The 11,836-nt window shown below is 64.1% G+C and carries 11 protein-coding genes and 1 pseudogene; 7 read left to right on the top strand and 5 right to left on the bottom strand.

The window, feature by feature from the left end:
- Nucleotides 1-571 (top strand): hypothetical protein (locus tag ACRCSW_RS02970; protein WP_438702498.1); only part of this gene is annotated, 571 nt, incomplete at its 5' end.
- 90 nt (nucleotides 572-661) lie between these two features.
- Here the strand turns inward: ACRCSW_RS02970 and ACRCSW_RS02975 are convergent.
- The 4 genes from ACRCSW_RS02975 to ACRCSW_RS02990 all read right to left on the bottom strand — a co-directional run bounded on the left by ACRCSW_RS02975 (nucleotide 662) and on the right by ACRCSW_RS02990 (nucleotide 4,815).
- Nucleotides 662-1,144, bottom strand: a complete 483-nt coding sequence (locus tag ACRCSW_RS02975; RefSeq protein WP_438702499.1) for a hypothetical protein — start codon at nucleotides 1,142-1,144, stop codon at nucleotides 662-664.
- A gap of 171 nt (nucleotides 1,145-1,315) precedes the next feature.
- Entirely contained in the window at nucleotides 1,316-2,110 is a 795-nt protein-coding gene (locus tag ACRCSW_RS02980) for a GIY-YIG nuclease family protein (RefSeq protein WP_438702500.1), read from the bottom strand.
- Nucleotides 2,111-2,195: 85 nt separating this feature from the next.
- A complete protein-coding gene (locus ACRCSW_RS02985) occupies nucleotides 2,196-2,822 on the bottom strand; it encodes an HAD family hydrolase (RefSeq protein ID WP_438702501.1) in 627 nt (208 codons plus the stop codon).
- Between the two features lie 34 nt (nucleotides 2,823-2,856).
- Nucleotides 2,857-4,815 carry a bifunctional 2',3'-cyclic-nucleotide 2'-phosphodiesterase/3'-nucleotidase gene (locus ACRCSW_RS02990; RefSeq protein WP_438702502.1) on the bottom strand — a complete coding sequence of 653 codons (1,959 nt, stop codon included), beginning with the start codon at nucleotides 4,813-4,815 and terminating at the stop codon, nucleotides 2,857-2,859.
- A 271-nt stretch (nucleotides 4,816-5,086) separates the two neighbouring features.
- On the opposite strand from ACRCSW_RS02990, the gene nudC reads away from it, so the two are divergent.
- Nucleotides 5,087-6,037, top strand: coding sequence for an NAD(+) diphosphatase (nudC, locus tag ACRCSW_RS02995; RefSeq protein WP_438702503.1), 951 nt, complete (start codon nucleotides 5,087-5,089; stop codon nucleotides 6,035-6,037).
- Between the two features lie 208 nt (nucleotides 6,038-6,245).
- On the top strand, nucleotides 6,246-6,731 hold the full coding sequence (locus ACRCSW_RS03000; RefSeq protein ID WP_438702504.1) for an SRPBCC family protein: 486 nt from the start codon (nucleotides 6,246-6,248) through the stop codon (nucleotides 6,729-6,731).
- A 2-nt stretch (nucleotides 6,732-6,733) separates the two neighbouring features.
- Here ACRCSW_RS03000 and ACRCSW_RS03005 read toward each other — a convergent pair whose 3' ends face one another.
- On the bottom strand, nucleotides 6,734-7,567 hold the full coding sequence (locus ACRCSW_RS03005) for a prephenate dehydratase (protein WP_438702505.1): 834 nt from the start codon (nucleotides 7,565-7,567) through the stop codon (nucleotides 6,734-6,736).
- A 120-nt stretch (nucleotides 7,568-7,687) separates the two neighbouring features.
- On the opposite strand from ACRCSW_RS03005, the gene ACRCSW_RS03010 reads away from it, so the two are divergent.
- The 4 genes and pseudogenes from ACRCSW_RS03010 to ACRCSW_RS03025 all read left to right on the top strand — a co-directional run.
- Nucleotides 7,688-8,212: a c-type cytochrome gene (locus ACRCSW_RS03010; RefSeq protein ID WP_438702506.1), complete on the top strand. Its 525-nt coding sequence runs from the start codon at nucleotides 7,688-7,690 to the stop codon at nucleotides 8,210-8,212.
- A gap of 166 nt (nucleotides 8,213-8,378) precedes the next feature.
- A complete protein-coding gene (locus tag ACRCSW_RS03015) occupies nucleotides 8,379-10,289 on the top strand; it encodes an extracellular solute-binding protein (RefSeq protein WP_438702507.1) in 1,911 nt (636 codons plus the stop codon).
- A 19-nt stretch (nucleotides 10,290-10,308) separates the two neighbouring features.
- Entirely contained in the window at nucleotides 10,309-11,451 is a 1,143-nt protein-coding gene (locus ACRCSW_RS03020) for a microcin C ABC transporter permease YejB (RefSeq protein ID WP_438702508.1), read from the top strand.
- Nucleotides 11,451-11,836, top strand: a pseudogene (locus ACRCSW_RS03025) (ABC transporter permease); the annotation flags it as partial. The gene ACRCSW_RS03020 and the pseudogene ACRCSW_RS03025, both read left to right, overlap by 1 nt.

Raw genomic sequence — 11,836 nt, forward strand, 5'->3', positions numbered from 1 at the left:
GTTCAACATCTGCCACTGGGGGGCTAACATCTGTCGGGAGGGGTGGGTCGCGCGGGGGGCGACGGACCTGCCTACTGCGGCGCGGAGCTATCTTCAGGTGTTCGTGGAACCCTATGTGACCGCGATGTCGGACTGGTGCTCGATGATGCGGCCGGGGGTTTCGGGGGGATACGTCTGGAAACACATGCAGGCGGCGCTGCCGTTCGAGACCTTCGGGGTCACGCTGAATCCCGGCCATCTGATCGGGGTGGACGAGTGGCTGTCCTCGCCGATCTTCGAGGGGTCGACGGAACCGTTGGCCAGCGGGATGGCGATGCAGATGGACGTGATTCCGGGGCATCCGGTCTATGGCTCCACCCGGATGGAGGATGGCTACGTGATCGCGGATGAGGGCCTTCGGGCGGACCTCGCGGCGCGGTTTCCGAACGTGGCCCGGCGCTGCGAGAGGCGGGCGCGGTTCATGCGGGAGGTGATCGGGATGGAGGTACCGGAGAGCCTGCTGCCCCTGGCGGATACCTGCGGGATCGTGGCGCCGTTCCTCTTGGACCCGGCCCAGGTGGTGGTGTGTTAGAGGGCATGATAACACGCGTGTTAAGTCCCTTAAAATATTGATAATAAACAGAAAATCAAACCCTGTTAACCAAATCTTAGGCCTTTCGACCTAGTCGCACACCTCCGCCCAGTCATAACTGCTGTCGTCCCAGCAATAGCCCGTCGCCTCGGTCGCGGGGCCAAGACCGGTGAAATCGAAGGTGATGCTGCCGGGATCGCAAAGCGCGGTCTCTACGACCCTGTCGTCATCCATGACATGCACCCCGGCCTCGACTGCGGCCTGCGGATCGAGGCTGTCGTAGGCGAACCAGCTTTCGTAAGCGTGGCTCGCGTTCGAAATGCGCAGGCCCTGATATTTGTACCGCCCCTGATCGGTGGAGGGGCTGTAGACACCGGGGCCAAGGCGGGTGGCCAGCGCCATCTCGGCGGGGCCGCTGGCGGGGCCGAAGCTGTAGCTGACATCCGACCCGGCAAGGCAGACCTCCAGCACCTTCGTTCCGCCTGCGACGGTACAAGCGAGAACGGTGGTATCGGGACAGGCCGCCTGGGCGGCAATCGGGGCCAGCAGGGCGAAGGCGAGGGCGCGGAGCATGCGGCGGACTATGCGTCGGGCGGACGGGGTTGGGAAGGTCGGGAATGCCGGAGGGGTAATCGCGCACGGAAAGGTGCGACTTCTGATAGACTGGTACACCAAGTCACAAACACTTTGAGCCCAAACTCACCGTTTTCCGGCCCTGCAACGAATGTCTGCTTTCAGAGCTGTCTATTGAAACTTGCGCCGCTTGAAGGCTCTCACGTCGGCTTGAGAGAGCTTGAACCACTCACCGTTGGCGCGTTGTTGTGCGAAACGGCGGTGCCAGTAGCCTTCGATACCTGGAGGGTCGTCGGTTTTGATAGCGTGGACCAGTTCGACCTTCGCCGGGAGCGCGATGCTGATCTGCTTCACTCGCCTTTCCAATTCGTCGCTGCGGCCAATCTTGAAGTGGTTGCCGGACTGAAGAAGGTAAACCCAGCCCTCTGATGCATTGGTCGACCCGCGATCATCTGTGGAAGCGTGATACGCTTTCACTTGGGGCAGCATGACGATCAAATCTTCGTCGCCTCGCTCAATGGCACGATCCCTGAGAGCCGCGATCACTCCGTCTTTACTTCCGAAGTGCTTAGCGAAGGTGTTGTGACTTATGAAGGTGGGTGTCTCCCTTGCGTAAAAGCGCAACTCGGCACTGGAGGGAGGCTTGCCGTAGTGGCGGCAGACCTCGGCATATTTGTCCAAGACCATATCGCTGGACAACCGTTCTTGTTTCTCGTTGGGAATCAGACCTGCATCAGCAACTACATCATTCCATCGAAGCCACGCCTTTCCGTACCAGTCGCTCTCAGCGATACCGGTCTCTTGCTGAAAGTAGGCCTTGCCGGGGGCCTTGCCCCCGTTTTCTGCTGCAAGGCGCTTTATTTCGCTGAGGATACGGTCTCTCATATGAGAAGGATCAGTAAACGCGTGGATCGTGTCAACACGTTGCGGCGAACAGGAGCCGCTAAGCCAATCCAAAGCTGCCATTGAGCGGTTCGCAACGAATGACCGCTTTGGTCCGGATAGCCGCCACTCCCCCGGCACCTCTCAACCAGGACTCATCCCCATGACCTCAGATCAGCCCGGCCATCCGTGCGCCGGTCATGAGGTCGGGGGCCAGATGGTGCGCCCAGCGGCCTTCGCTGGGCACCACGTCGGGGACCTGCACCACGATGCAACCGGCGCGGTGGGCGGCCTCGGCTCCGGTTTCGCTGTCCTCGAAGACGAGGCAGCGCGAGGGGGGCAGGCCCAGCAGCTCGGCGGCGAGGAGGTAGGGGTCGGGGGCGGGTTTCGGGCGGGCGACGTCGTCCAGTGTCACCACATGGGCGAAGGCATCGGCAATCCCGGCGATGCCAAGCTTGCGATGCGCGCCGGGCCGTCCGGTGGAGGTGACGATGGCCAGCGGAAGGCCGGTCAGCGCCAGGAGTTCCGTCGCGCCGGTCTTCAGCGTCAGGCCGCGGTCCACTCCGGCAGCAAAGCCGTCGCGCCAGTGGCGGTTGACGGCATCCAGATCGACATGCGGCAGGGCGGCGCGGATCAGGCGGGTGGCGGTCGGTTCGTCCTTGCCGACAAGGCCGTGCATGAAAGCCTCGTCCATGGCGTGGCCATGGGCCGCAAAGGCGGCGATGCCCGTGGCGAGTGCGATGCTTTCGGTGTCGATCAGGGTGCCATCGAGATCGAAAAGAAGGGCGTCGTACATGAAAGCCTCCGCAGGATGCCGAGGCTATAGCTGATCAGAGATGCAGCCGGTAGTGCGCGAAGCCGGCTGCCGTCTGGCCGATAAACCGGGGCCGGTAGCAGGCGATGTCGGCCAGATGGGCTTCGGCCGCCGGGCCGGTGCTGACGGTGACGGTGGTTCCCGGCATCGGCAGGAAATGCCAGTTGCGCCGAGGTGCTGTTTCCGCATGGCTGCCGCGACCGAGGAAGTCGCGGAGCACCCCGTGGCTGCGGCTGCCATTGGCGAGGACCACTTTTGGCGGCGGGCCTGCCGCCTCGGCAGCGGCGCGGCTGGCGCGGTGGTTGTTGGTGACGAGGACGTAGCGCGCGGCGGGATCGACCGGTTGGCCCTGGTGGCTTAGGCCGACGATGCGGCCGGCGTTGGGGTCCAGAAGCCGACCGTCGGCGTCAAAGCGGGCGGGCTGGCTGAGGTCGATGGCGTAGTCGAGGCCGGGGATCACCTCGAACGTGACGGAGGGGACGGCGACGTCGTGCAGGACGGCGTCCTGACTGCCGGGTGTGATCTGGTGGAAGAGGGCGGCCGACTTTTCCAGCCAGTCGGCCAGATTGGCGCCGGTCAGGGCGAGGGCGACGAGGGTGTTGGGGAAGACGTAGAGATCCGACAGGTTGCGCATCCGGAGGGGGCCTGCGGAAATGTCGGTGAAGTTCGAAGCTCCGCCCCGCCCGCCGGAGCGGAAGGGGGCGGCGCTGGCCAGAAGCGGCAGGTGTTCCCATTCGGTGCCGCGGAGGGCGGCGCGGGCATGCGCCTCTTTCGCGGCGGCGATCAGGCTGATGGCGGCGCTGGGGGCGATGGTGGCGAAATGGGTGTGCAGGGGCACGGGGGTTTCGCCGACCACGCGGCGCGACCAGGCAAGGGCGGCGCGGTGGTCGGGGGCGATCGCGCGGTGGAGAAGGCGGCTGGCCAGCGCCGGTTCCGGCGTGGGCGTGCCAAGCCGGGTGCTGTGCGACCGCACTGTCCAGCGGCCTAGCCCTTGGTGGCTGCGGGCGAGGGTCAGATCGATGATGCCGACATGGCTGCCGGAATGGCCGGGCATGACGGCGGGTTTCCCCGCAAGGCGGCCGAGGCGCGGATCGACACCGGGCGCTTCGGGGATGCCGGGGCCGGGGAAGGCCAGGTGGCAGTGGCCGGCGATAACCGCGTCGATCTCGGGCAGGGCGGCCAGCGCGGTGGCGGCGTTTTCCATCCCCTCCTCCGGTTCGGCGGGGCCGATGCCGGAATGGGCGAGGGCCACGATCACATCGGCCCCCTGCGCCTTCAGCCGGGGCAGCCAGGCCCGGGCGGCGGCGAGGATGTCGCGCATGCGGATGCGGCCGGCGAGATGGTCACGGTCCCAGACCTCGATCTGCGGCGGGGCGAAGCCGATCACGCCGATGCGCAGCCGGTGGGGGTGGCCTGCGCTGTCGACCACGCGGCGGGTCAGGATGGTGTAGGGCGGCACGAAGGTGGTGTCGCGCGCCGGGCTTTTGCCGAGGCGGGTGGTGATGTTGGCCGAGACGACGGGAAAGCGGGCGGCCGCAAGAGCCGAGGTCAGGAACGGTAGGCCGTAGTTGAATTCGTGGTTGCCAAGCGTGGCCGCGTCATAGCCGAGCGTGTTGAAGGCGGTGATCACTGGATGCGGGCGGCGGCGGCGGGGGCTGTCGGCGACATAATCGGCAAGCGGGTTGCCTTGCAGGAAGTCGCCATTGTCGAAGAGGAGGCTGTTCGGCGCCTCGGCCCGGGCGGCGGCGATCTGGCGGGCGATCTGGCCAAGCCCATGGCCGTCCGTCGCGCGGTTGGCGCAGTAGTCGTAGGGCATCAGGCAGGCATGAAGATCGCTGGTGGCGATGAGGCGCAGGGCGATCTCGGCCTGGGGAGGGGTGGGAGCAACGGTGCGGGGGTTGCCGAGATCGGCCAGAGAGTCGTCGGCAACGCCGTGCGCGACGGAAAACGCGGCTACGTTAGACACTTCAAACACTTACCTTCCTGGTAACACGACCACTCTTGACTGAGACGGCGGGTCGAACGGGAACTTAGGCAACAGGTAAATCGTTAAGCAGCGGCACAGGGTCGAACGATTGTTCAGTAGCAGAACATTTGCCCAGAGATACCGCAAAAGTTGTGACGAGGTTGTGGCAAATTGAAGATTTCGCGCCTGGGTTGCCTTTGCGCAGCAGGTTCGATGGCTCGGGTTTGCCAAACCTGAGGCGATGTGCGAACCACGCGGCGGGTGCCCCGGGGGGATGGATATGCGGATAGCCGAGACGGTGACCTTCGGCGGATCGGGGCTGGATCGGGCGGCGGCGCTGCGCCGTGATCCCGTGGCGCTGAGCCAGGCGCTGGCGCGGGGGCGGGTGCTGGCGATCTGGCGGGGCAAGCCCTTGATGCGGGGCGATGCGCCGGGGTGGCTGGAGCCCGGGCATCCCGCGCTGGAGCGGGGCGGTCCGCCGGTGTTTCTGGGGCTGGACGAGGGGGTGCCACGGTTTGCCGTGGATACCTCGGACTGGTCGCCCGAGGCGGGGGCCGAGGCTGTCGCGGCGGGGTTCTTTGATCCGTCGGTGCAGCGGCATCCGGCCCTGGACGAAAGCTACGGGTTTGCCGAACTGCGCGGAGTGATGACGCGCCTCTCGCCACGGGATGCCGAGCTGGTGGCAATGGCGAAGGCGGTGCTGCACTGGCACCGCAGCCACGGGTTCTGCGCGGTTTGCGGGGCGGCGTCGGACATGTCGCATGGCGGCTGGCAGCGGACCTGCCCGGCCTGCGGGGCACACCACTTTCCGCGCACCGATCCGGTGGTGATCATGCTGGTCACGCGGGGAAATTCGGTTCTGCTGGGTCGCAGCCCGGCCTGGCCAGAGGGGATGTATTCGCTGCTGGCCGGTTTCGTGGAACCGGGCGAGACGCTGGAGGCCGCAGTCCACCGCGAGGTGCTGGAGGAGGCTGGTATCCGCTGCGGTGCGGTCGGTTATCTGGCCAGCCAGCCCTGGCCATTCCCGGCCTCGCTGATGATCGGGGCGCGGGCGGAGGCGCTGAGCGAGGAGATCGTGATCGACCCGGAAGAGCTGGAACAGGCGCTCTGGGTGACGCGGGAAGAGATGGTGACGGTGATGGCGGGCGCCCATCCGACCATAAAGCCCGCGCGAAACGGGGCGATTGCGCATTTTATTCTGGTGAACTGGCTTGCGGACAGGCTGGACTGATCGGAGTTTGCTGCTAAAGCAGTTTGCGTTTGATCTGGTCTGGAACAAACCGCTCATCAAGCCCTTGCGGGCATTCTTCGCTCCGGCATCAGCGAAGAATGCCCGCAAGGGCTTGATGAGCGGTTGTTTCGGGAAAAGTGCAAACCGTTTGACTGGCGCATCCAGCGCGATATGGCGAGTGCAGAATCAGGGCGGGTGAGGGCGGACGATGAAACTGACGGCGAAAAGCGACATCGAGGCTCCGGCCAGCTTTGCCTACGCCTGTCTGACGGATTTCTCGACCTGGGAACGCGATGCGGTTCGGCGGGGGGTCGAGGTCGAGCGGCCGCAGGACATGCCACTGACCGGTCCTGGCGCTGGCTGGCGTCTTCGTTTTCCATTCCGGGGCAAGCTTCGCAAGGTGCTGATCCGGCTGGAAGCGTTGACCGAGAACAGCGATGTGACCTTCACGATGGACAGCCCGGCGATGGAGGGCGACACCGTGGTCGAGGTGCTGGGCCTGTCGCCCCGCCGCACCCGGTTGCGCGTGGCGGTCACGGTCAAGCCGAAGACGCTGGCGGCGCGGCTGTTTCTGAACACCCTGCGGTTGGCCAAGGGGCGGGTTCAGGCAAAGTTCGAAGTGCGGGTCCAGCAGTTGGGTGCGATCATCGAAGACCGCTATGCGCGCAGCCGGGCGGCCTCGGTCCGCGTCTGAGGTCAGCCGCGTTCGCGGTCTGCCGGGTAGACGCCAAGGATGTTCGCCTCGGTCGTGAAGTAGCGCAGTTCCTCCAGCGCGCGGGCGACGTTGGCGTCGTCCGGGTGGCCTTCGATATCGGCGTAGAACTCGGTCGCGGTGAAGGAACCGCCGACCATGTAGCTTTCCAGCTTGGTCATGTTGACGCCGTTCGTCGCAAAGCCGCCCATCGCCTTGTAGAGCGCGGCCGGGATGTTGCGGACACGGAAGGTGAAGGTGGTGATCATCTTGCCGTCGCCGCGGCGGGAGTGGTCGGGCGCGCGGGCCATCACGAGGAAGCGGGTGGTGTTGTTGGCTTGATCCTCGATATGGCGGGCGAGGATGTCGAGGCCGTAGATCGACGCCGCAAGTTCGCTGGCCAGCGCGGCCTTGGTCTTGTCACCGGCTTCGGCCACCTCGCGCGCGGCGCGGGCGTTGTCGGAGCTGACCTTGCCACGGATGCCATGCTTGCGCAGGAAGCCCGCGCATTGCGGCAGGATGACCACATGGCCATGCGCTTCGGTGATGTCCTGAAGCCGCGCGCCGGGGGCACCCAGAAGGTTGACGTGGACCCGCACGAAAGCTTCGTCGACGATGTGGAGGCCGGACTTCGGCAGCAGCGAATGCACGTCTGCGACCCGGCCGTAGGTCGAGTTTTCGACCGCCAGCATGCCGAGATCGACCTCGCCGCGCGCGACCTTGTCGACGACGTCTTCGAAAGTGGTGCTGGGAACCGCCTCCATATCCGGGCGGGACTGCTGGCAGGCCTGATGCGAATAGGCCCCGAGTTCCCCCTGAAATGCGATCCGACCCGTCATTCCTGCCAAACTCCGTCCCGAAACCCGCGTGAGGGGCGTTTGGTCGCGCGTCTACACCTTGAAACTACCCGGGGGAAGCGGGTAGATACCGCCCGAAGCAAGACCCGAGATAGGTGCACCATGTTCGACACGATGACGATGACCAAGGCGGTGGGCGCGGTGTGCGGCTCGCTTCTGGTGTTCCTCCTGGCGGGCTGGGCGGCGGAAAGCCTGTACCATGTCGGCGCCGAGCACGGCGGGCATGGCGAAGAAGTGGCGCAGGCCTATGTGATCGAGGTGGCCGAGGCCGCCCCGGCCGAGGGTGCCGAGGAAGGACCGGATTTCGCGACGCTGATGGCATCGGCCGATGCGGCGGCGGGCGAGGCGGTGTTCAAGAAATGCAGCTCCTGCCACAAGCTGGACGGGGCCGATGGGGTCGGCCCGCATCTGAACGGTGTCGTCGGGCGTGCCAAAGGGGCCATCGGGGGGTTCGCCTATTCCGAGGCGATCCTGGCCCTGACCGCCGAAAGCTGGACGCCCGAGAATCTGGACGGGTTCCTGGAGAACCCCAAGCAGTACATGCCGGGCACCAAGATGGCCTTTGCGGGCCTGCCAAAGCCGGAAGACCGGGCGAATCTGATCGCTTACCTGACCTCGGTTCCCTGAGGCCGGGCCAACCGAATGAATGCTCAAGCCGCCCTTTCGGGCGGCTTTTTTCGTCTGTGACGGCCAGATCACAGGATTGCGCACGGCAAATCGCGGCTTGTTTGCTCGACAAGTCGTAATTTTGCATAAATGAATAAGGCAGCGGGTCTTGCAGGGAGAGTGGCGGATGCGGTCAACGGTGCGGGCAAAGGTAGTGGATCGACGGGGCGCGATGCTGAGGGGCATCGGCGCGGGGTTTCTGGTGCTGATGCTGGCCGGATATGCGGTGGCCGCGCGTGCCGAGACGGTGATCAAATCGCACGGCATCTCTACCTTCGGCGACCTGGCGCTGCCCGCTGATTTCACGCACCTGCCCTACGTCAACCCCGACGCCCCGAAAGGCGGCGAGATCAGCCAGTGGTCGCCGGGATCGTTCGATTCCTTCAACCCCTATGCCATCGCGGGCAACGCGGCGGCGCTCTCTTCCATCTTCTACGAATCCATCCTGGCGGGCACGCTGGACGATGTCGGCGCGGCATACTGCCTTCTTTGCGAGACGATGGAATATCCCGAAGACCGGTCCTGGGTAATCTTCAACCTGCGCAAGGACGTGACCTTTTCGGATGGCAGTCCTTTCACGGCAGAAGATGTGCTCTTCAGCCACGAGCTGTTTCGCGACAAAGGCATTCCCGAATATCGCAGCGTGGTCGAGGGCAAGTATCAGTCGGTCGAGGTGCTGGACCCTTATCGTATCAAGTTCACCTTCACTCCCGGCACCCCCTTCCGCGACATGCCTTTGAATGCTGGCGGCACGACGATTTTCTCGAAGGCGCATTATGAGGCCAACAACCGCGATCTTGAGAAATCAAGCCTTGAGCCCTTCCTTGGCACCGGTGCCTATGTGCTGGAAAGCTTCAAGCCGGGCCAACAGATCATCTACAAGCGCAACGAGGATTACTGGGGCGAGAAGCACCCGCTGAACATCGGCCAGAACAATTTCGACCGAATCCGCATCGAATACTTCGGCGACGACAACGCGGCGATGGAGGCGTTCAAGGCGGGCGTCTACACGTTCCGCAACGAGAGCCTGCCGAAACGCTGGGCCAGCGACTACGACTTCCCGGCAGTGACGGCGGGGGACGTGGTGACGGCCGAACTGCCGTCGGGCAACATCGCCGGGGGGCAGTCAATCATCTTCAACCTGCGGCGCGAGCAATTCCAGGACCCGCGTGTGCGTGAGGCGCTTGGCCTGGCGTTCAACTTCGAATGGTCGAACAAGGCTTTGTTCTACGGGCTGTTCACGCGGATCAACTCGATCTGGGAAAACTCGGAGATGGCCGCGACCGGGGTGCCGACGCCAGAGGAAGTCGCGCTGCTGCAGCCATTGGTCGATGAGGGACTCGTGCCCGCCAGCATCCTGACCGATGAAGCGGTGATGGCGCCGGTCTCGTCCGAGGACAATGCTTTGGACCGCAGAAATCTGCGCAAAGCTTCGGCGCTGCTGGACGAGGCAGGGTGGACTGCGGGCGACGACGGCATCCGCCGCAATGCCAAGGGCGAGACCTTGCGGATGGCAATGTTCCATTCCCGCGCCGACCTTCTGCCGGTCATGGGCGCCTATGTCGAAAACCTGCGCGCCCTTGGCGTAGACGCGAGCTTTGACATCCTTGACGATCCGCAGGTGCAAGAACGTGCCAGCCCGCCGAATTTCGACTTCGATGCGCTGCCGACGACGGTGGTGAACGGGGGACCGGAAGGGCTTGCCGGACTGGAACAAGCCTGGTCCTCGGTGGCCAAGGACAATTCCAGCCGCAACCGGATGGGCTATGCTGACCCGGCGATAGACAAGCTTCTGGCTCTGGTCGATGCGGCCAGCTCCCGCGAGGAGCTTGATAACGTGATCCGCGCTATGGATCGTATCCTTCGCTCACAGATGATCATCGTGCCGCGCTACTACAAGAAGGATAATTGGGTCGCCTACTACAACATGTACGAACACCCCAAGACCCTGCCCCCATATGCTGTTGGCGAACTGTCGATCTGGTGGTACAACGCCGAAAAAGGCGACGCGCTGAAGGCCAAGGGCGCGTTGAAATAACAAAGAACGGGCAGGAACCTTGGGCGCCTATATCCTCCGCCGCTTGCTTTTGGTGATCCCCACGCTGTTTGGCGTGATGGTCATCAACTTTGCGCTGACACAGTTCGTGCCTGGCGGTCCGATTCAGCAGATCGAGGCCCGCTTTGAAGGCGAGGGAGATGCGATCGGGAACCTTGCGGGCACCGAAGGCGCCGGTGTGCAGGAAGAGGGCAACAGCTATGTCGGCGCCCGTGGCTTGCCGCCCGAATTCCTCGCAAAGCTGGAGGTCCAGTTCGGGTTCGCCCGCTTCGTCTGTGCCGAGGGCTTTACCGGCACGCCGTCGCTGAACGCCCCGGAATGCCGGAAAGAGGCGATTCCCGCGATCGAGCGGTTCTTCATCATGATGGGGAAATATGTGACCCTCGACTTTGGCGAGAGCTACTTCCGCTCGATCTCGGTCGTGGATCTGGTCATCGAGAAGATGCCGGTCTCGATCACCCTTGGCCTCTGGTCGACGCTGATCGCCTATCTCGTCTCGATCCCGCTGGGCATCCGCAAGGCGGTGCGGGATGGGTCGAGTTTCGACACCTGGACCAGCGGCGTCATCATTGCGGCCTATGCGATCCCGAGCTTTCTGTTCGCGGTCCTCCTCATGGTTCTCTTCGCGGGGGGGAGCTATTTCCAGTGGTTCCCGCTGCGCGGCCTTACCAGCGAAGGCTGGCAGGACTTCAGTCTTTTCGGAAAGATCACCGACTACCTGTGGCACATCGTGTTGCCCGTCACGGCGCAGCTGATTTCGTCGTTTGCGGTGCTGACGCTGCTGACCAAGAACAGCTTCCTGGACGAGATACGAAAGCAGTACGTGATGACCGCCCGCGCCAAGGGCCTGTCCGAAGGCCGTGTGCTTTACGGCCATGTCTTCCGCAACGCGATGCTGATCGTGATTGCGGGCTTTCCGGGCCTGTTCCTGGCGGTGTTCTTCGGATCAAGCCTGCTGATCGAGGTGATCTTCTCGCTGGATGGCCTGGGCCAGCTTGCCTTCCGCTCGGCCGTCGAGCGGGATTATCCGGTGATCTTCGGCACACTCTTCGCCTTCGGTCTGATCGGTCTGATTGTCGGCATCATCTCTGACCTGATGTACGTGCTGGTCGACCCGCGCATCGATTTCGAAAGGCGGGAATGATGGCGCTGTCGCCCCTGAACCAGCGGCGCTGGCGGAACTTCAAGGCGAACCGGCGGGCCTACTGGTCGCTCTGGATTTTCATCGTGGTTTACGGTCTGTCGCTCTGCGCCGAGTTCATCGCCAATGACCGGCCCATTCTGGTAAAGCACGACGGCGGCTACTACATGCCGGTGTTGAAGTTCTACCCCGAGGTGGCGTTCGGCGGCGATCTTCGGACCGAGGCCGATTACACCACGCCCGAGGTGCAATGCCTGATCGTCGCGGCGGGTTCGCTTGATTGCTGGGACGATGCCCAAGGCATCATGGCCGAGGTTCAGACAAAGGGTACCGCGCTGGGCCAGCCGGTTTCCGAGGGGTGGCTGGTCTGGCCTCTGATCCCCTACAG

Origin of the sequence: Tabrizicola sp. (assembly GCF_051645465.1) — a bacterium.
Lineage (GTDB): Bacteria > Pseudomonadota > Alphaproteobacteria > Rhodobacterales > Rhodobacteraceae > Tabrizicola.